Annotated in this window: 23 protein-coding genes; 11 read left to right on the top strand and 12 right to left on the bottom strand. The window is 40.3% G+C overall.

Annotated elements, in window-relative coordinates:
• Positions 1–46: 46 nt before the first annotated feature.
• Together EKQ44_RS16165 and EKQ44_RS16160 are read right to left on the bottom strand one after the other, a co-directional pair.
• Positions 47–538 (bottom strand): hypothetical protein, encoded by a 492-nt coding sequence (locus EKQ44_RS16165; protein WP_237664571.1) that lies wholly within the window; start codon positions 536–538, stop codon positions 47–49.
• Positions 538–2,229: a formate--tetrahydrofolate ligase gene (locus tag EKQ44_RS16160; RefSeq protein WP_237664570.1), complete on the bottom strand. Its 1,692-nt coding sequence runs from the start codon at positions 2,227–2,229 to the stop codon at positions 538–540. The genes EKQ44_RS16165 and EKQ44_RS16160 overlap by 1 nt, the downstream gene beginning before the upstream one ends.
• A gap of 305 nt (positions 2,230–2,534) precedes the next feature.
• Between EKQ44_RS16160 and EKQ44_RS16155 the strand changes: the two genes are divergently transcribed.
• Positions 2,535–3,707, top strand: coding sequence for a diglucosyl diacylglycerol synthase (locus EKQ44_RS16155; protein WP_237664569.1), 1,173 nt, complete (start codon positions 2,535–2,537; stop codon positions 3,705–3,707).
• A gap of 33 nt (positions 3,708–3,740) precedes the next feature.
• On the opposite strand, the gene EKQ44_RS16150 is transcribed toward EKQ44_RS16155, so the two are convergent.
• The 3 genes from EKQ44_RS16150 to EKQ44_RS16140 form a co-directional block, all read right to left on the bottom strand.
• Positions 3,741–3,893, bottom strand: coding sequence for a DUF3934 family protein (locus tag EKQ44_RS16150; protein ID WP_237664568.1), 153 nt, complete (start codon positions 3,891–3,893; stop codon positions 3,741–3,743).
• 111 nt (positions 3,894–4,004) lie between these two features.
• A complete protein-coding gene (locus EKQ44_RS16145; RefSeq protein ID WP_237664567.1) occupies positions 4,005–4,694 on the bottom strand; it encodes an AIM24 family protein in 690 nt (229 codons plus the stop codon).
• Positions 4,695–4,709: 15 nt separating this feature from the next.
• Positions 4,710–5,390, bottom strand: a complete 681-nt coding sequence (locus tag EKQ44_RS16140; RefSeq protein WP_237664566.1) for a class I SAM-dependent methyltransferase — start codon at positions 5,388–5,390, stop codon at positions 4,710–4,712.
• A gap of 70 nt (positions 5,391–5,460) precedes the next feature.
• On the opposite strand from EKQ44_RS16140, the gene EKQ44_RS16135 reads away from it, so the two are divergent.
• The 6 genes from EKQ44_RS16135 to EKQ44_RS16110 all read left to right on the top strand — a co-directional run bounded on the left by EKQ44_RS16135 (position 5,461) and on the right by EKQ44_RS16110 (position 9,354).
• Positions 5,461–5,685: a DUF3892 domain-containing protein gene (locus tag EKQ44_RS16135; protein ID WP_082153463.1), complete on the top strand. Its 225-nt coding sequence runs from the start codon at positions 5,461–5,463 to the stop codon at positions 5,683–5,685.
• 23 nt (positions 5,686–5,708) lie between these two features.
• Positions 5,709–5,852: a hypothetical protein gene (locus EKQ44_RS16130; protein ID WP_237664565.1), complete on the top strand. Its 144-nt coding sequence runs from the start codon at positions 5,709–5,711 to the stop codon at positions 5,850–5,852.
• 158 nt (positions 5,853–6,010) lie between these two features.
• The gene (locus tag EKQ44_RS16125; protein WP_237664564.1) at positions 6,011–6,643 is read left to right on the top strand and encodes an FMN-binding negative transcriptional regulator; all 633 of its coding nucleotides are present in this window, start codon (positions 6,011–6,013) and stop codon (positions 6,641–6,643) included.
• 120 nt (positions 6,644–6,763) lie between these two features.
• Entirely contained in the window at positions 6,764–7,792 is a 1,029-nt protein-coding gene (locus tag EKQ44_RS16120) for an ABC transporter ATP-binding protein (protein ID WP_237664563.1), read from the top strand.
• Positions 7,755–8,546 carry an ABC transporter permease gene (locus EKQ44_RS16115; RefSeq protein WP_237664562.1) on the top strand — a complete coding sequence of 264 codons (792 nt, stop codon included), beginning with the start codon at positions 7,755–7,757 and terminating at the stop codon, positions 8,544–8,546. Before EKQ44_RS16120 ends, EKQ44_RS16115 begins: the two co-directional genes overlap by 38 nt.
• A gap of 4 nt (positions 8,547–8,550) precedes the next feature.
• The gene (locus EKQ44_RS16110) at positions 8,551–9,354 is read left to right on the top strand and encodes an ABC transporter permease (protein WP_237664561.1); all 804 of its coding nucleotides are present in this window, start codon (positions 8,551–8,553) and stop codon (positions 9,352–9,354) included.
• Positions 9,355–9,420: 66 nt separating this feature from the next.
• Here the strand turns inward: EKQ44_RS16110 and EKQ44_RS16105 are convergent, their stop codons facing one another.
• The 5 genes from EKQ44_RS16105 to EKQ44_RS16085 all read right to left on the bottom strand — a co-directional run bounded on the left by EKQ44_RS16105 (position 9,421) and on the right by EKQ44_RS16085 (position 13,870).
• On the bottom strand, positions 9,421–9,648 hold the full coding sequence (locus tag EKQ44_RS16105) for a hypothetical protein (protein ID WP_237664560.1): 228 nt from the start codon (positions 9,646–9,648) through the stop codon (positions 9,421–9,423).
• The gene (locus EKQ44_RS16100) at positions 9,648–10,400 is read right to left on the bottom strand and encodes an ABC transporter permease (protein ID WP_237664559.1); all 753 of its coding nucleotides are present in this window, start codon (positions 10,398–10,400) and stop codon (positions 9,648–9,650) included. The genes EKQ44_RS16105 and EKQ44_RS16100 overlap by 1 nt, the downstream gene beginning before the upstream one ends.
• The gene (locus EKQ44_RS16095; RefSeq protein WP_237664558.1) at positions 10,397–11,116 is read right to left on the bottom strand and encodes an ABC transporter ATP-binding protein; all 720 of its coding nucleotides are present in this window, start codon (positions 11,114–11,116) and stop codon (positions 10,397–10,399) included. The genes EKQ44_RS16100 and EKQ44_RS16095 overlap by 4 nt, the downstream gene beginning before the upstream one ends.
• Before the next feature lie 231 nt (positions 11,117–11,347).
• A complete protein-coding gene (locus EKQ44_RS16090; protein ID WP_237664557.1) occupies positions 11,348–13,519 on the bottom strand; it encodes a DNA topoisomerase III in 2,172 nt (723 codons plus the stop codon).
• 105 nt (positions 13,520–13,624) lie between these two features.
• Entirely contained in the window at positions 13,625–13,870 is a 246-nt protein-coding gene (locus tag EKQ44_RS16085; protein WP_237664556.1) for a hypothetical protein, read from the bottom strand.
• Between the two features lie 197 nt (positions 13,871–14,067).
• On the opposite strand from EKQ44_RS16085, the gene cspD reads away from it, so the two are divergent.
• A complete protein-coding gene (gene cspD, locus EKQ44_RS16080) occupies positions 14,068–14,268 on the top strand; it encodes a cold-shock protein CspD (RefSeq protein WP_168864184.1) in 201 nt (66 codons plus the stop codon).
• A gap of 126 nt (positions 14,269–14,394) precedes the next feature.
• Positions 14,395–14,676: a DUF2564 family protein gene (locus EKQ44_RS16075; RefSeq protein WP_237664555.1), complete on the top strand. Its 282-nt coding sequence runs from the start codon at positions 14,395–14,397 to the stop codon at positions 14,674–14,676.
• Positions 14,677–14,757: 81 nt separating this feature from the next.
• Here the strand turns inward: EKQ44_RS16075 and EKQ44_RS16070 are convergent, their stop codons facing one another.
• A complete protein-coding gene (locus EKQ44_RS16070; RefSeq protein ID WP_237664554.1) occupies positions 14,758–14,946 on the bottom strand; it encodes a zinc-finger domain-containing protein in 189 nt (62 codons plus the stop codon).
• A gap of 22 nt (positions 14,947–14,968) precedes the next feature.
• Positions 14,969–15,622 carry a reverse transcriptase-like protein gene (locus EKQ44_RS16065; protein WP_237664553.1) on the bottom strand — a complete coding sequence of 218 codons (654 nt, stop codon included), beginning with the start codon at positions 15,620–15,622 and terminating at the stop codon, positions 14,969–14,971.
• Positions 15,623–15,798: 176 nt separating this feature from the next.
• Here EKQ44_RS16065 and EKQ44_RS16060 point away from each other — a divergent pair, with 176 nt between their 5' ends.
• Together EKQ44_RS16060 and EKQ44_RS16055 are read left to right on the top strand one after the other, a co-directional pair.
• On the top strand, positions 15,799–16,191 hold the full coding sequence (locus EKQ44_RS16060; RefSeq protein ID WP_237664552.1) for a reverse transcriptase-like protein: 393 nt from the start codon (positions 15,799–15,801) through the stop codon (positions 16,189–16,191).
• A gap of 471 nt (positions 16,192–16,662) precedes the next feature.
• Complete coding sequence (locus tag EKQ44_RS16055) at positions 16,663–17,802, top strand: zinc-dependent alcohol dehydrogenase (protein ID WP_237664551.1); 1,140 nt, start codon at positions 16,663–16,665, stop codon at positions 17,800–17,802.
• The last annotated feature ends 225 nt before the right edge of the window (positions 17,803–18,027 follow it).

Here is an 18,027-nt window from a genome sequence, read left to right as displayed (position 1 = left end):
GCCATTATGAATCAAGGGTATGAGTGCTGTCTATGTTGGATATGCTTCATCTAAGACTTTTGACCATATATGTCAGCATATCTCTTAAGTCATCGATATTCTCCTCGAGGATAAGCCTAGAAAAACCGACTTCCGCTGTTAATTTAATTTCTTCCTTTTTATCATGATTAATTGTAGAAAAAAAACAAATTTCTCTTTCTCCCCATATTTGGGATAGAAGCCCTCTCCAGTTCCATACTTCCGTCTCGATATCGGCTTCTGGACGAGCTGTTTTCCTAAAATTCAGCTTTACTCGGCAACCAGGTTTTTCATTAAGGCGGAGTAATTCTCCCGAGATATTCTCTATATCTGAAGAAAGGGTAATCTCTCCGAATACTGACCCATCCAACGTAATTTCCATACTGAAGGAACGAGACATCGTCGCAAGATCAATCCTATCCTTCCGGTCAACGATTTGAATCTTTCCTTCAAGGTCCAAATCGTATAAATCACCCTCTATAACCACTTTCAAATTATCAAAGACAGTTGGATCGAACATCAGAAAAGACCTACTGCTTTTCCATCCACGTCTACATCCATATTAAGTGCTGCAGGCTGCTTTGGAAGACCCGGCATGGTCATGATATTCCCTGTCAATGCGACAATGAATCCAGCCCCTACGGATGGCTTCAGTTCCCTTATGGTGATGGTGAAATTTTCTGGTCTACCAAGCTTTTTTGCATCATCACTCAAAGAGTATTGTGTCTTTGCCATACACACAGGCAGATGCCCCCATCCTTCTCCCACAATCTGTTGAAGCTGTTTCTGAGCAGCAGGCAACAGGTCAACACCTGAAGCACCATAGACATGTTTCACAATCGATTCTAACTTCTGTTCGAGTGGGTCGTCCGATTTATAAAGAGGTGTAAAATTTGATTGCTTCTTTTCAATTTGCTCTAGAACTATCGTTGCAAGATCCACTCCACCATCCCCGCCCTTTTCCCATACTTGGGTCAGTGCCATTGGTATCTGGTTTTTCTCGCACCACTGTCGCACAAAGTCAATTTCAGCTTCTGTATCGGTAATAAATTCATTCAACGCGATAACATAAGGGAGACCGAATTTCTCTACAGTTTCCACATGTTTTTTCACATTTTCAATTCCTTGAGTCAAAGCTTCAAGATTTTCTTCTTTCAGCTGATCCTTTGACATCCCACCATGCATTTTGATTGCTCGAATAGTTGCCACAATCACCACTACTTCTGGATTAAATCCAAGTGCAGGCGTTTTGATATGCAAAAACTTCTCCGCTCCAAGGTCTGCTCCAAATCCTGCTTCCGTTACCACATAATCACCTAGCTTTGCCGCCATTTGAGTGGCAATAACACTGTTGCAGCCATGTGCAATATTGGCAAACGGCCCACCATGGATTATCGCAGGTGTATGTTCCATAGTCTGTACAAGGTTTGGCATGCAGGCATCCTTGAGGAGCAATGTTAATGCACCTTCTACATTTAAATCTTTTACAGTAACCGGTTTTTTAGAAACATCATATCCAATGACGATTCTTGCCAGCCTTTCTTTTAAATCACTTAAATCCTTTGCCAAGCAGAACACTGCCATGATTTCTGATGCAACGGTAATATCAAAACCATCCTCACGAGGAACACCTTGTGAAGGTCCTCCCATACCAATCACAACTTTACGTAAGGCACGGTCGTTTAGATCGAGCACTCGTTTCCAAGTAATTCTTCGCGTGTCAATCTGCAGGTTATTTCCTTGGTGGATGTGGTTATCTATCATCGCCGCGAGGGCATTGTTGGCAGTTGTGATGGCATGAATATCGCCTGTAAAATGAAGGTTGATATCTTCCATTGGAAGCACCTGTGAGTAGCCTCCGCCTGTTGCGCCGCCTTTCATGCCCATCGTTGGCCCAAGGGAAGGTTCACGCATCGCAATCAATGCCTTTTTGCCAAGTTTATTCAGTGCCTGACCGAGTCCTACTGTAACCGTAGATTTCCCTTCCCCTGCAGGAGTCGGGTTGATGGCCGTAACCAAAATGACTTTCCCGTTCTGTTTTGTATGTAAACGTTTGGTGATATCAAGCGATAGTTTTGCTTTATATTTTCCATAAAGCTCTATTTCATCTTCTTCAATATCAAGCAGACTAGCTATGTCCATAATTTTTTTCATAGATGCTTGCTGTGCAATCTCAATATCGCTAAGTACGGCAGTATTGGTATGCTTCATCGTACATTCCCCCGTTTATAATTAATGACCTCTCTAAAATTAAGCCTAAACAACGTTATTATTGTACCACTTTTCGGAAAAATTATGGGTTGGTACTGCTCATCACCTTGCTCTATATCTAGAAAAATTCATAAAACCTTAACATATATTTTGAAAAACTTTAATTTTCCGTCAACAAACAGTTGCTATCATTTACTTAGGCTTTTAGAAAATTCATAAGCACTTGTATGGGAGCTAAAGGTACTCGATTCATATAGGAGATAGCGGTAGCTTGAGACCATTGAAGCGTTGTGAGGAGGTTAAAGATGGATAAGAAAAACCCTAGGATTATCATATTGACTGCTTCTTATGGAAATGGTCATTTGCAGGTTGCGAATTCCCTTTACCGAGAGTGTTTGAACAGAGGTTTTGAAAATGTCAATATTTGTAATCTTTATGCCGAATCTCATCCTTTCTTTTCTGAACTGACAGAAAAGCTATATAAGAAGAGTTTTACCTTTGGAAAGCAATTCTACAAACTTTTCTATTATGGAACGGATAGAATGCAACATAAGAAATTGCTTCGCTGGTATTATAATTATGGATTCAAACGATTAACTTCTCTTATCCAATCAGAAAGTCCCGATATATTGATCAATACTTTTCCGATAAATGCGGTCCCTGAATTTAGAAGACGAACTGGTATCATCATTCCAACCTTCCATGTAATTACCGACTATTGCCTTCACAGACTTTGGCTTCATGATGATGTAGATCGCTACTATGTTTCCACCAATGACTTAAAGTCGAAAATATTATCAGAAGGCGTTGTAGAATCCAAAGTAGTTGTCAGTGGGATTCCCATCCGCCCTGTATTTTCAGAAGTAGAGGACCAGAAGCTTTTATTCAAAAAATACCGTATCCCATCTGAAAAAAAACTTATCCTCTTTCTCGCAGGAGCCCAAGGAGTTCTAAAGAACATAAAGGAAACTTGTGAAACACTTCTTCAAAAAACAGAATATCAAATAGCAGTAGTGTGTGGAAATAATCTTTCTTTACGGAGGGAGTTGGTTCCCCTGGTAGAGAAAGATACAGAGAGGTTCCATTCCTATGGCTATGTGGAAAGAATAGACGAACTTTATAGGCTGGCAAGTGTAATGGTTTCAAAGCCAGGCGGAATTACCCTTACTGAAGCGACCGCTATTGGAACCCCTCTCATCCTATATAAACCTGTACCTGGTCAGGAAAGAGAGAATGCACTGTTTTTCAACGAAAAAGGGGCTGCCCTTACTGTCCGAAATCAGGAAGATTTAATAGATACCATACACTCTTTACTGGAGAATAGAGAGTGGCAAATGAGCATAAGCACATCACTCAAAAGTTTACACCAACCACAATCACATAAAAAAATTGTGGAAGATGTTTTATTGGAAAGTGATAGGATTATTCAATCGAATATAGCAACCACTAAGACTGTAAATAAAAAGCTTGGGAGCTGATATTTGTGCTCCCAAGCTTTTTGTTCCTTCTTATCATTCCGAAGCACTGCCGCCCTTGCCTTTTGCTCCCTTACTTTTATAAGGCTTGTTGCTTTTAGCTTTATTAGCTGCTTTCTGCCAGCGGCTCCAACCCTTCTTACCAGTGCCTCGGCCTGTTCCTCCACCCTTGCTCTTTGCTCCACTCATTGCCTTCACTCCTGTATATGGGGATCCATAATTAATAACATTTGATTAAACATCTAGCTTACTACAGGAGAGTGTTTATGAAAAGGATTTTCCTGTCAAGTGACTAAAGCTTTATTCACTTGTGGTGTACACTTCCTCAAATGGCTGAACGACTACAAAGCCACTGCCGGCAAATTTCATTTGGATGGACTCCCCACTCCCTCTACCAAAGAAGGTCTTTAACTGCACATCTGTGACAAATTCAGGCTGAAGATTGCCCGACCACGCTACAGTAGCATTCGGGTCAGTATAGACAGGCTGTCCTGGATACACCATTAGGGTAAGCGGCTCATAGTGGGAGGTAAAGGCCACCATTCCTTGTCCTTCTAATCTAACATTGAATAATCCTCCAGCCATCATGCCGGCCACTTTTCTCATCAATTTGATATCCCATTCCAACCCCTGTTCAAATGCAAGAAGATCGTTTCCATTGATAAATATGCTATCCCCTTCTAGATCAAGTATGGTTATTTTCTTCCCTTGATCTGCAACGTATAATTTGCCCTTTCCAGATGCTTTCATCAGCTGGGACCCTTCACCGGTAAATGCCTTTTTCATAAGTTTCCCTAACCCGTGCTCAAGAATCCCTTCCCGCTGAAACTTTATAGAGCCTTCATAGGAAATCATCGAACCCATCTTTGCCCAAATATCACCGTTAAGGTTTATTTCAAGTATTCTTTCCGTTTCCAGTTCAAACAAACCCTCTCCTTTATCCTCCTGTTTGCTCTTTTGGATAAATTGTTGAATAGAATATTTAGACATAGACAAATCGCTCCTTTATTTTTTCTGTAGCATGAACACCCACATAAATGTTAAGGATTGCTTCAAGATTCGTGGTAAGTTCGTCGTGTCCAGCTTTTTTGCTTCTTCCTTATATACGGGCATTCCGTCCAAAAGTTCCCAACCATTTTCCTGTGCAAGCTGTTCAAACTCCCAAGGCATCATCGTATTGCAGATGGCTTTTTGATTATATAGTCTTGGAAAGCTGTTTCCCCTGGGACCTGCTGTAGGTCCAAGCAACCCTAGAAACAACTTGCCTTTTGATTTTAAAACCTTATGAAACTCTTCCATCACCATTAAAGGATGTTCTACCCATTCAATGGAGTTGATAGCCATGATGGCATCCATGGAGGCATTCTCCATATGCAGTGCCGTTAGATCTCCTTTTTGAAAAGCAACATGCTTATGTACCCTTTTTTCCTTTGCACGTTCAATCATTTTCTCTGATATGTCTATACCAGTTACGTGAAACCCGTTCTCCGCTAATAAAAGAGACCCAAATCCATCCCCACATCCAGCGTCTAAAATATGTGAACCCTCCACAAGCCTTTGTTTGATGAACGGTACAATGGTCTTCCTGCTCCCGTGCAGCCACATATTTTCACTATTTTCATGCCAAAAATCAGCACGTTCATTCCATGCTTTTTCCGTTTCTACCTTCCAATCGAATGCTTTCATCTTATACACCCCCGAATAATTTTATTTTACAAGGAAACGCTACAACCGTATAGAGAAAGGAGGATTAACTTTGAGCGAAACATTTGTGGCAGTACAGAAAAATGGGGATGGAGACATCACAGGTTTCAAGACATCCACCGGAAGAGTCCTCTCCTATCAAGAAGCATTGAACGATGTAAATCAAGGTGTGGTCATTGGAGCAAATGTATTTAAAGGCAAGGACGGCGAAATGTATATCCGAGGTAACGCCGACGGAGATCCCACCAACAACTTGGATAACTTACCGATGTTCTAAACTATCAAAAGGAGACAAACACCATGACAAAGAAATATAACAAAGGCGGAAGCCGAAACCAAAACAGTCCTACAAGTAGCTTTACAGGCGGAAGCGAGAAAGTTCCTGGAGATAATAGCAAAGGCAATAAGCGAAACAAAGATCAGAAAGACAAAACTGACATATAATATCCCCCCCTGGGAGCTGTCCAAGCTTAACGTATTTTGGACAGCTTTCTTTATGCCTGATACTTGATGATTTACCACTAACACCCCTACACTTAGCTCCGATAATCCTTTATAATTTTCTGTAAGTGAAAAATAATTCTGTAAAAGGAGCCTACATCATGTATATACCAAAACAATTCAGAAAGGAAGACTCTGCTGAGATCATTGAGTTTATTCGATCACATAGCTTTGGCGTATTATTCTCACAACATGAAGGGATGCCCACTGCCACACATTTGCCATTCATAGTATCTACTAAAGACGATGGGACCATCACTCTACTATCTCATATGGCAAAGGCAAATCCTCAGTGGAGATCATTGGACTCACAAAGCGGGTTAGCCGTTTTCACAGGGCCGCATGCTTATGTTTCTGCTTCTTGGTATGAAGAGAAAAATACTGTTTCAACTTGGAACTATATAAGTGCTCATGTTCACGGAAAAATGGAGATAGTCCAAGATGAGAATTCGCTTAAAACTATATTAAAAGAAGCGACAGATTTCTATGAGAAAGGGTTTGATAAGCCCTGGAAATTAGAGGAACATGAGGTAACCGTGGATAGTATGTTAAGCGGAATCGTAGGATTAAAAATGCAAGTGGAGAAATTAGAAGGTAAATGGAAGTTGAACCAACATCATACAAACGTGCGTAAAGAAAGAGTCATTGAACAACTAAAGAAACAGAATCATTATGACTCAAAAGAAATAGCGAGATTAATGGAAACGGAACTTAATAGAAGAAACAAAGGGTAGATCTCATTTGGATCTATCTTTTTTCTTTCTTTCAAAGAAAATTCTTCCATCTTCTGTGAATAGTGTATATAATATTCATTTGTCAGTGCTTTCATTTGGAAAGTCCAGGAGGTCGAGAAGATGATTGAAGTAAATAACATCAGCAAGCATTACCGTTTGTTTGAAAGAGAGCCGGGTTTGACTGGTGCGATAAAAGCATTATTCAAACGGAAATACGTGAAGAAGACAGCAGTAAATGATATTAGTTTCACCATACCTAAAGGTGAGATTGTAGGTTATATAGGATCTAACGGAGCGGGTAAATCCACCACCATCAAAATGATTAGTGGGATACTCACACCTGATGAGGGTTCTGTGACAGTCAATGGTATTACTCCATATATGGAAAGAACCAAAAACGCCAAAAGCATCGGTGCCGTCTTTGGTCAACGGACCCAGCTTTTTTGGGATATTCCAGTGCAGGAATCTCTTGAACTATTAAAACATATCTACGAAGTTCCGCAAGATATCTATGAAGAAAATCTTGCGAAATTTAAAGAAGTGTTAGATTTGGAAGCGCTTTTACCCATCCCGGTAAGACAGCTCTCACTAGGACAAAAAATGCGCTGTGAGCTTGCTGCAGCCTTTCTGCACAATCCTTCCGTTGTGTACTTGGATGAACCGACCATTGGTTTGGACGCTTCGGTAAAAGTGAAAATTCGGCAATTCATTAAGCACATGAACCGAGTACATCAAACTACCATTATTCTAACCACGCATGATATGCAAGATATTGAAGAGCTATGTCATCGCATCCTCATAATCGACAAAGGAAGTGTTATTTATGACGGAAGCCTTCTTGCTCTAAAACAGCAAACTAGATTTAACCGAACCATCAAATTAGAGATAGATTCCACTAAGAATTTCATTCTTCCTTCTTCTTTACAGATGGCAGTTCACCTCGAAGAACCCGAGGGAGAAAATCATTTTTTGCTCCATTTTAACAGCACTATCATTACTGGAAGTGAAATCATCAAGGAAGTGATGAAAGACTATCCAGTTCTAGACTTTACCATAACAGAGCTTGGGATTGAAAAAGTGGTTCAGGAAATTTACGAACGGGGGCCAGAACATGCGGAAGTACTTGGAGCTGTTAAAGTCTCAAATTAAAGTCGAGACAGCTTACCTCGCCTGGTACTGGGCTGATGTCGTCTCTACATTGCTCCGACTAGTCATCATGTACTTTTTTTGGGTGGCGGTATTCCATAATCGAACGGAAATCTCCTCCATTTCTTTCGAATCCATGATAACCTATGTTGTCATTGCCATGATGCTAGAAAACTATGTATCCGGCGCTGGAAATGAAATGGCTAGAAATATAAAAAATGGCGATATCGCTTTGGAATTACTGAAACCATATGATTATTTAACCAAATTGATTTTTATGGACCTGGGTTCCAAAGCAAACAGTTTTGTCCGTACAACCATACCAATTTTTTTGGTAGCCATTCTATTTATGGGGATTCAAGCGCCTCTTTCCTGGCAGAGTGCGGCATTATTTTTTGGAAGCATGTTAGTAGGTATCTTAATTGGGACGCAAATTGACTTGATCATTGGAGTACTGGCATTCTGGACGGTCAATGTATGGGGATTACGGGTATTGCGAGAAGCCATCGTCAAGTTTTTTTCGGGGGCACTTATCCCTCTCACCCTTTTCCCTGGTTGGTTCCAGGAAATTAGTAGCTATCTCCCCTTCCAGTCCATGATCTTTGTTCCTGTAGCCATCTATACAGGGCAAATTCCAATGGGTACTGAAGCGCTTATCGCTTTTTTTACCCAATTATTTTGGCTTGGAATCTTATTTATCATCGTACGTATCGTCTGGGCACAAGCAGTAAAAAAAGTGACCGTGTTTGGAGGGTAGCCCTATGTTGAAAAAGTGTAAAAGATATTCGTTCTTATACGGAAAATACTTTAGCAACCATTTAAAAGCAATGATGGAATACAAAGCAGACTTTTTCATTGGATTGTTCTCTGTTATGGTCCAACAATTTACCGCTCTTTTCTTCTTGAAAATAGTATTTGATCATATAGAGGTTCTTAAAGGGTGGACCTATTATGAGATTCTATTCATTTATGCAATCGCATTTTTAGGACGTTCCATTCATCATATATTCTTTGATAATTTATGGACGCTCGGATGGCAATATATCAGGTCGGGTAACTTTGACAGGCTATTATTGCGGCCAGTCAATCCCCTTTTTCAAATAGTGGCCGAAAGAGTTCAGCAAGACGGATTCGGACAATTGATCATCGGAGGAATTGTCCTGACAATTGCTAGCGTGAACCTGGAGATCGAGTGGACGATAAAAAGTTTACTTTTATTATTTGTTTTCATCATTTCAAGTGGAATTCTGTTCGTAGCCATCAACCTCTTTTTCATTACTTTTTCCTTTTGGATGGTGGATAGTCTTCCTATTGTAGTCTCTGTATTTCAATTAAGTGAATTTGCCCGATATCCTTTAACCATCTACCCAAAAGTTGTCACCTTGATCATTACCTGGCTAATTCCATACGGATTCACTGCTTATTATCCAGCAACCTATTTTTTCGAAAAAGATTCAATGATAACGATGCCTCTCCTCACTCCTGCCATTGCCATTCTTTCATTTATCATAGCGTATTGGTTCTGGAATAGAGGGATCCGGGCTTTTACAAGTACCGGGAGTTAATGTATATCAATAAGAAAAGCCATCAGAAATGATGGCTTTTCAGACTGTTGACAAACTATAAAATAGTTAGGTAACTGTTGGAATAGTTTGATCTTCGTTGCAGGCGCTTCGCTTTCCTGTGGGCGGTCCGGAAGCCTCCTCGGGCTTACGCCCTGCGGGGTCTTCCCTGTCCCTTCCTCCCGCGGGGGTCTGCGCGCCTTCCACTATGATCAACTTAAAAACTGCTATGAATTTTTCATTGTCTACACACTGAAAAGCCATCAGAATCAATGGCTTTTTTATATTAAGCTTCATTACCTCATCCTTATAAGCTGCTTTCTCTCATTAAACAAGGTGGGATAGGAGAGGAATCCAAGCATAATGCTTGTTACAGAAGCCGTCGTCAAAAGTAAAAACAGTATGAGCAACTGAAACTGCACCGCTTGAATAGGACTTGCACCAGCAATGATTTGTCCGCTCATCATTCCCGGAAGCTGGACAAGCCCGATTGTTTTTTGACTTTCTATAGTGGGAATCATGCTTGCTTTGATTGCCCGAATAAGTTGTGTATGGATGGCCTGTTTGGTTGTTCCACCAAGAGAAAGTATCAAATCTATTTCATCCTCTCTTGCTTCTACCTCAGAGATAAATCTATTTAAAAATAAGATTCCTAGTACCATGGAATTCCCGATGATCATGCCGCTGATCGGAATGATATATTGGGCGGTTGGAGGCGTGATTTGGAATCCGATTAAAATTCCTTGGGTCAAGATTTCAATAAAAATGAAGGTTGCAGCCACTTTCCAAGTAATCCCTTTAATCGGAGTCTTTTTTCTGGCAACATTCTGAACGGCAGCAACAATCATGATGATAACCATTAACGTAATAAAGAAATATCCACCCGATTCAAAAACGAATGTAAGCAGATAACCGACGATAAAGAGTTGTATCACTGATCTTACAACCGCGATTATAGTATCCTTCTCCAAATCCAGTCGGAAGGATTTGGAAAGTACAATAGGTATGAGGACAAATACAAGTGCTATCGAAAGAGTAAGGGCGTTCATTCCAACTCCCCCCTAAGAAATGCTTGCACTTTTTCATTTCGGGAATTTTCAATTTCATGGCTTTTTCCCGCTTCCAACAGTTGTCCATTCATTAAAAACCACGTGTAATTTCCCACTGTCAGAGCCTGTTTCAAGTTATGAGTGATCCACACAATAGTTGTACCGTATTTCTCACTTACCCTCTGAATCAATTCATTGATTTCTTTTTGTGATACTTGATCTAAAGATGCCGTTATTTCATCCAATAGCAATACCTTTGGTCGATTTACTAATGTTCTTGCGATGGACACCTTCTGCCTTTGACCTCCCGATAGATCCTTCACATTCTGATATAGTTGGTCGGTTCCAAGACCTACAACTTTTAAGATAGTTTTCGCTTCTTCTTCCGACAAGGAGTCATTCTGAAGACGCAATGGCAAGGTAAGATTATCATATACATTTCCGTCGACCATCGGTGCACTTTGTAAGGCAAGACCAACCAGGCGTCGAAGTTCTGTCGGTTCATACTGATTAATCTTTTTTCCATTTACAAAGATTTCACCTGAAGTGGGAGAAAGAAGACCGTTAAGCATCTTAAGTAAGGTTGTTTTGCCGGCACCAGACGGTCCGACAAAAGTAGTGATTTCCCCCTCGATAATGGTGCCTGTTATTCCTTTTAAAATATGTATGTCTTCTGTTTCATACTGTACGTTATGTAATCGTATTGCTTCCTGCAAGCATACCCCTCCTCTCCTGGTCTTTCCCTACTACTATTCCCTTATATGTAAAAAAAATAGGCCGAGCATTTTACACTCGACCCAAGCACTATTTAAAATGGATCTGTTAGATACCGCTGATGATTTCCGCACCAGGCTTCGCTTTCCTAGGGGAGTTCAAGGAGTCTTCGCCTATTGCTCCAATCAACAGCTAGGTAGCTGAAAAATCAACAGTATGCTTTAACAGAGCCTTTAAAAAACAAATTGAATCTTTTCCCCTTTCCACTCAAGGGATGCATTAAAAACTTTATCCCCTTTTTTAAACCCTTTTATCTCAGCAGATTTCCCTTCCGTTAACAGCTTTTTCGCATTTGCTACGGAGATTGTTTTTCCCAGTATCTTTTTGGATATAGTGAAATTGCAATTATTAGATTTGTAATTGGAACATCCATAAAAAGACCCTTTGTCCACGACATCTCCATCACATTTTTTACAGGCACCGACTTTGGTTCCCATTCCGGTAGAACCACGTCCTCGGCGCTTTCCTTTAGCATATTTAAACTCGCTGATGTCCATCCCCTCAAATGACCATTGCTCGCTTTGCGTTTTAGCATCCTCTATTAATTTTATCGAGAGTTTTTTGGCCTGCTCCATAAATTCTTCGGGGGACGCCTTCCCCTCCCCTATTTCATGAAGCCGTTGCTCCCATTTGGCAGTCATTTCCGGACTTGCTAGAATACTTGACCCAATAGATTGGATTAGTAGCTTACCTTTATTGGTAGCAAAAACCTGATTTCGTTTTACTTCGATATACTTCCTATCTTTTAGCACCCCGATAATTCCAGCACGAGTCGCTTCTGTGCCAAGACCTTCCGTTTTGTTGAGTACTTTCGTTAACTCCCCATCCTCCAAATGCTTGCCTGCTGTCTTCATCACAGTTATCAATTGACCTTCGGTGTAGCGTTTAGGTGGTTGGGTCTTTCCTTCTTTTACTTTCACATCATGGACATTGCCTGTTTCTCCTTTTTCCAGGGAAGGGAGATCCTGATCCTCTTCATCTGTTGCTTTGTCTTTTTTGTTTCCATAAATGACGGCCCTCCACCCAGCCTGCACCTCTTCTTTGCCTTTGGAAAGAAATGTGGCACGCCCATCCACTAAGGTATTGATAGTGGTGTAGTCAAATATTGCTTTATCATAGTGAGCCGCAATAAGGCGCTTTGCTATAAGCGTGTAAATTTTCTCTTCGTCTGGTGACAATTTAGAAGGGTCCTTCACCTGCTCGGTGGGTATAATGGCATAGTGATCGGTTACTTTCTTCTCATTTACCACTCGTTTGTTATCCATGACAGACGCAAAGGGAAGAGGAAAATATTCCTTGAAAGCATCAAATGTACTCAGTTTCTTAAGGGTATCCGGAAACATGCTTGCCTCTTCTTTCGTTACAAAGCTTGAATCAGAGCGCGGATAGGAAATAATCCCCTTAACATATAGCTTTTGAGCTATTTCAAGTGTTTTTTGTGGGGAAAATTTATACATGCTGTTGGCTGTTGCCTGTAAGGAAGAAAGATTAAAAAGGTAGGGAGGTTGAAATTCTTTGCGTTCCTTATCAAGTGTGTCAATTTTCGCCTCTTTCCCATTACAGAACTGTACAATCTTTTCTGCTAAATTTGGATCATCCAGTCTCGACTCCTCGTCCTTATGCCATTTTCCGTTATACATTTTTCCATTCATCTGGAAGGTTGCCAGCACCTCCCAGAACGGTTTTGATTGAAAGTTCTCTATATCCAACTCCCTTTTTACTATTAAAGCAAGGGTTGGGGTCTGTACTCTTCCAGTGGAAAATACATCAGAAATTCCTTTCTGTTGTAAAAGCAAAGTATAAGCCCTTGAAGCATTCATTCCTACTAACCAGTCCGCACATGATCTGCTTAAAGCTTCGTAATAAACATTCCTGGTTTGATGTTCCTCTAGAAGGTTTTCGAATCCTTTTTGTACCGCTTTTGGTGTCAGAGAAGATATCCATAGGCGTTTTAAAGGCTTATGACAATTGCTGACAAGAAGGATGATCCGAATGATTGCTTCTCCTTCCCTCTCTGCATCACCTGCCATAATGACTTCTGATACTTCAGGATGGTGTACTAATTTTTTCACTGTTTGGAATTGCTTCCATTTGGATTTCGTAACTTTGTGTTGGAAACGTTCGGGTATGATTGGGAGAGTTTGCAGGGACCATCTTTTCCATGCTTTATCGTATTCTTCCGGAGATAAGAGTTCACATAAATGTCCTACCGCCCAAGTCAATAAGGCGCCTTTGGGGAACATCGGTTGAGGGGGGATTTCTACGTATCCATCCTTTTTTTTGAAGGAAAATGGAGCAGCAAGCTTCAATCCTTGATCTGGCTTCTCGGCAATAATTAATTTCACTACATCTTCCACTCCGCTCTATGTAAAAATAAATGAAGGAAAAGAGTGCTCTTTCCCATCCCTTTTCCTACATTTATTATAAAACCAAAACATTTGTTTGTATAGTTACAAGGATACAATATTTTTAGCGGGAACTATGTTCTGCACTGTAATTAGCGGATATTCGCTCTGCTGGCTTTCTCCAACAATTAGATAATCTCCCATCTCTACTGCAAAGCTATCCATAAAGTAGATAACCTTTAATGCCGCGCATAAACTCTCGTAGATGGTGTCCTCGTTTAAGGAATATAGATGAAGATTTGTCTTGATGCGCAAGATCATTTCCTTGCCTTCAAAATGTGTCCGTAGCATGGCTTATCCCTCCTTTACCTATATATATGAGGAGAAGTAGAAAATAAAACAGGTACAAAGTTTGAAACCTTGACTCTTACAGAGGAAATATTGTATATTGAAATTGTCATTTAACCGCTTTCTTTTTTTCGGGAATTGGTTATGATAATACAATTTTACGGCACAAATGTGCGCTATTTTTAGGAGGAAAAAGAACGATGCAAAACGGTAAAGTTAAATGGTTCAACAACGAAAAAGGTTTTGGATTTATTGAAGTAGAAGGTGGAGATGACGTATTCGTACATTTCTCTGCAATTACTGGAGAAGGATTCAAATCTTTGGAAGAAGGCCAAGAAGTTTCTTTTGAAATCGTTGAAGGAAACCGCGGACCACAAGCTGCTAACGTTACAAAACTTTAATTTTAAGGCTGGAAAACATAAATGATAAAGAAAGAGATCTCCTATAACTTTGGAGGTCTCTTTTGTTTTATCATGCATATCTTTTGCTTCTTTTACCGATTCTAAAAAAAGAAGGAGGCTGTGAAAATGGATAACCAACAACATAACAACGATACTGAATTACACACAGGATATAACGACTTAGCACAAGTGGAAGTTTCCATCCAATCTGCTGAAAAAATGGTCGGGTCCGCTACCATGAGCCTAGACCCGGAAGCGATGGATCATGCAGAAAGAGCTATTTCCAATGCGAGATCTTTACTGAATGATGCAAAGAGCGCTGGTACTGGTCTTGATACAGATTTTCTACAAAACTGTGAAATGACCCTATCACAGTGCGAACACCAGCTATCTGAAGCACGAAAATGACCGCCAAATTGGCGGTTTTTCTATGGGTAGGAAAGGTTCTAAGATAAAAGCATAAATAAAAACCAGCTGACAAAGCGCGAATTATTTGCGCTCCACCAACTGATCTCCTAATTTCTTTATTTCAGCACCCACTGTACATTCACCGATGCAGAATGATTGAGCATGTGTCTTCCCATAATCCTTCCGCAATGTCTGCTTCACCAGACATTCCGTACAATAAGTATCTAAAATTTCACCAACCTCCATCAAGATCTTTTTACGATTGATCATTCTCTCTTTTCACTCCTATTGTTCACAGTAGCAATTTGCTTTCTATTGGGGTACCTTCCAAAGCCTGCTTGGCTAGCTGGTGTGCCTCTGTGTTTTCTTTACGTGTGACAGGCTCATAGTTAGGCCTAATCTTAAGTTCCTTTAATTTCTGTTCTATTTTATCCAGCCAGCGATTGAAAAGTTCGTCATAGCAAGGCCATTCTCCAGAAAGCTGGTTCAAAACAACAAGGGAATCTCCCTTGAAGGTTACTTCCATCGCACGAATTTCCAGATGCTCCAACTGTTGAACAAGAAAATAAAACGCAGCATATTCCGCTTCATTGTTGGATTCAAGTTCCTCCAGCCTTGCATTTATTCTATATCGATAGTCTTTTCTATTTTGATTATAATAAACCACATTTCCGATTCCCGCCAGTTTCGAATCTACATCATATCCTCCATCAAAGTAGGCGACAACATCGGATATTCCCACTTCACTCTGTTTGATCCACTTATTAATTTCTTTTTTAGTCCATTCCGATCCATCCTTATCATAGAAGGACAACCGTTTCACTCTTCCAGTCTTTTCAATATCTTCTGCAAGCCTTAGAGCCAGCCTTATATCAACTTCATCACTTTTAAAAGTGGTTTCTATGTGCTTTGGTGTGTGGTAGTGCCACTCCAAGGTTAATTTCATGTTTAGGAAAACCCCTTTACATCTAAGTATTTCTTTCTTATACCCAATAGATCTAAAAAGTAAAAGTATTACCTATTATGGCTTTATTCCTGAATTATTATTGTGTATTCTTATCTTATCACAGGACATATGAAAATATGTTCGTGTAACACTTATTTAATAGGCAGGCGATTGTGATGATTGAAGTTTACATAGATGGAGCAAGTGCTGGGGATCCAGGTCCTTCTGGGGCTGGAATATTCATAAAAGGGCATGGGTCTGCTGAACGATACAGTATTCCTCTTGGGATTATGTCCAATCATCAAGCAGAATTCCGTGCATTGATTGAAGCATTGAAAATTTGTACGAAACAAGGCTATCAAACGGTTTCTTTTCGGACCGACTCCCAGGCTGTGGAGAATGCCATGGAAAAGCGATATGCAAAAAAACAAGAGTATCGGTTGCTTTTGGAAGAGGCACTGGCTCTTGCCGATCAGCTTAATTTATTCTTTATTAAATGGATACCGAGCAAAGAGAACAAAATGGCGGATGAGCTATCACGTAAAGCGATACAACTTAACGACAAATAAACTAAAAAGCATGACAGTAAAAAATCCTATCAAACAAGTGATTCAATCCAAAGAGGACGTTCCCAATTATAGAATAATGGGAACGTCTTTTAAATTGGCTCTTTTCTCAAAGATTATTGCTATATCCTTGAAAAAGTCGGCAATTTGACTTTTTACTCTATAAGGTGCAAGTAATTTCTTAAGTCCGGCAGGGAAAAGAGCACGACAGTAAGGAAAATAACGGTTACTGTATCCATACGAAAAAGCAATAAAGTTTACCAAAAGAGTCTTTAAATTTGTACACAATCATTCTAACCTATACTCTCTTTTGGCAGTACCATCATTTACTATTTCACTTTCAAACCGACTTATAGGAGAAGTTGAATGGACATTTCTCCCCCTCCATCCATCATAAATGGCTAAAATGTATCAGATTATATCTTAATCATTCGGGTATAGAAAGGTTATTACCATTAAAAGGAGGTTTTTCTATTGAAGGGAGTAACATTTCAAGGAATCAAGGATATGAAAGTAAAAGAGGTACCGGACGCAAAAATTAAGAAAAGTGAGGATATAATTGTCCGAATTACCTCTACGGCCATATGCGGATCGGATTTACATATCTACCAAGGGGCACTGCCTACGGAAAAGGATTATGTGGTCGGACATGAACCAATGGGGATTGTCGAAGAGGTCGGTCCAGAGGTTACGAAGGTGAAAAAAGGCGATCGGGTAGTCATCCCGTTTAATATTTCATGCGGAAGATGCTTCTATTGTCAAAACGATCTGGAGAGTCAGTGTGACAATTCGAATCAAAATCCTGAAGTAGACACAGGAGGTTATTTCGGTTTTACGGAGAGGTATGGTAATCATCCGGGAGGCCAGGCTGAATACTTACGTGTTCCCTATGGAAATTACCTTCCATTTGTCATTCCTGAATCTGTGGAACTTGAAGATGAAGCACTGCTCTTCATGTCGGATGTTCTGCCAACCGCCTATTGGAGCGTTGAAAATGCTGGGGTGAAAAATGATGATACCGTTGTCGTCCTTGGGTGCGGCCCCATTGGCCTGATGGCACAAAAGTTTGCCTGGATGAAAGGTGCCAAACGTGTTATCGCTGTTGATAACCTCCCGTATAGATTACAGCGAGCTAAGAAAATGAACAATGTGGAAATCTTCAATTTCGAGGAATTCAAGAATATGGGCTCCCACCTGAAGGAAATTACTCACGGAGGAGCAGATGTGGTTATTGATTGCGTAGGAATGGATGGCAAGAAATCAGCCCTTGAAGAGATTGGCCAAAAGCTGAAGGTGCAGGGCGGAACTTTAAGCGCTATTGACATAGGTATCGATGCAGTCAGGAAATTCGGTACTATTCAACTTACAGGTGTCTATGGATCAAAATATAATATGTTCCCATTGGGCAACCTTTTTGAACGAAATATCAACCTGAAAATGGGCCAGGCACCTGTTGTTCATTATATGCCAAAGTTGTTTGACATGATCACTTCAGGAAAGTTCGATCCAACAGAAATAGTGTCCCATAAGATGCCACTTGAAAATGCTGCTGAAGCTTATAAGATTTTTAACGACCATGAGGATGAATGTGTCAAAGTTATCCTGAAACCATAATACTGAAAATACACAATGAGAGCCTGGATTTCTTCCAGGCTCTCATTGTGTAGACAAAGCTTAAAATAATGAAATTCTCTAGTTGATCGCAGTGGAAGGAGCGAAGACTCCTGCGGGAGGAAAGGACATGGAAGACCCCGCAGGGCGTAGCCGAGGCCACTGAAAAACTTATTATTTTTTTGAAGTAACCATGAATTTTTTTAAAAAAAGGCAATTTTTTATCCA

The organism is Sutcliffiella horikoshii (genome assembly GCF_021991925.1).
GTDB lineage: Bacteria > Bacillota > Bacilli > Bacillales > Bacillaceae_I > Sutcliffiella_A > Sutcliffiella_A horikoshii_F.
Note: the sequence above shows the minus strand (reverse complement) of the source record. Positions and strands in the feature narration are given on the sequence as shown.

Coding starts and splice junctions, on each gene's coding strand:
- EKQ44_RS16165 (WP_237664571.1), bottom strand. CDS start 538: ATGTTCGATCCAACTGTCTTTGATAATTTGAAAGTGGTTATAGAGGGT.
- EKQ44_RS16160 (WP_237664570.1), bottom strand. CDS start 2,229: ATGAAGCATACCAATACTGCCGTACTTAGCGATATTGAGATTGCACAG.
- EKQ44_RS16155 (WP_237664569.1), top strand. CDS start 2,535: ATGGATAAGAAAAACCCTAGGATTATCATATTGACTGCTTCTTATGGA.
- EKQ44_RS16150 (WP_237664568.1), bottom strand. CDS start 3,893: ATGAGTGGAGCAAAGAGCAAGGGTGGAGGAACAGGCCGAGGCACTGGT.
- EKQ44_RS16145 (WP_237664567.1), bottom strand. CDS start 4,694: ATGTCTAAATATTCTATTCAACAATTTATCCAAAAGAGCAAACAGGAG.
- EKQ44_RS16140 (WP_237664566.1), bottom strand. CDS start 5,390: ATGAAAGCATTCGATTGGAAGGTAGAAACGGAAAAAGCATGGAATGAA.
- EKQ44_RS16130 (WP_237664565.1), top strand. CDS start 5,709: ATGACAAAGAAATATAACAAAGGCGGAAGCCGAAACCAAAACAGTCCT.
- EKQ44_RS16125 (WP_237664564.1), top strand. CDS start 6,011: ATGTATATACCAAAACAATTCAGAAAGGAAGACTCTGCTGAGATCATT.
- EKQ44_RS16120 (WP_237664563.1), top strand. CDS start 6,764: ATGATTGAAGTAAATAACATCAGCAAGCATTACCGTTTGTTTGAAAGA.
- EKQ44_RS16115 (WP_237664562.1), top strand. CDS start 7,755: ATGCGGAAGTACTTGGAGCTGTTAAAGTCTCAAATTAAAGTCGAGACA.
- EKQ44_RS16110 (WP_237664561.1), top strand. CDS start 8,551: ATGTTGAAAAAGTGTAAAAGATATTCGTTCTTATACGGAAAATACTTT.
- EKQ44_RS16105 (WP_237664560.1), bottom strand. CDS start 9,648: ATGAAGCTTAATATAAAAAAGCCATTGATTCTGATGGCTTTTCAGTGT.
- EKQ44_RS16100 (WP_237664559.1), bottom strand. CDS start 10,400: ATGAACGCCCTTACTCTTTCGATAGCACTTGTATTTGTCCTCATACCT.
- EKQ44_RS16085 (WP_237664556.1), bottom strand. CDS start 13,870: ATGCTACGGACACATTTTGAAGGCAAGGAAATGATCTTGCGCATCAAG.
- cspD (WP_168864184.1), top strand. CDS start 14,068: ATGCAAAACGGTAAAGTTAAATGGTTCAACAACGAAAAAGGTTTTGGA.
- EKQ44_RS16075 (WP_237664555.1), top strand. CDS start 14,395: ATGGATAACCAACAACATAACAACGATACTGAATTACACACAGGATAT.
- EKQ44_RS16070 (WP_237664554.1), bottom strand. CDS start 14,946: ATGATCAATCGTAAAAAGATCTTGATGGAGGTTGGTGAAATTTTAGAT.
- EKQ44_RS16065 (WP_237664553.1), bottom strand. CDS start 15,622: ATGAAATTAACCTTGGAGTGGCACTACCACACACCAAAGCACATAGAA.
- EKQ44_RS16060 (WP_237664552.1), top strand. CDS start 15,799: ATGATTGAAGTTTACATAGATGGAGCAAGTGCTGGGGATCCAGGTCCT.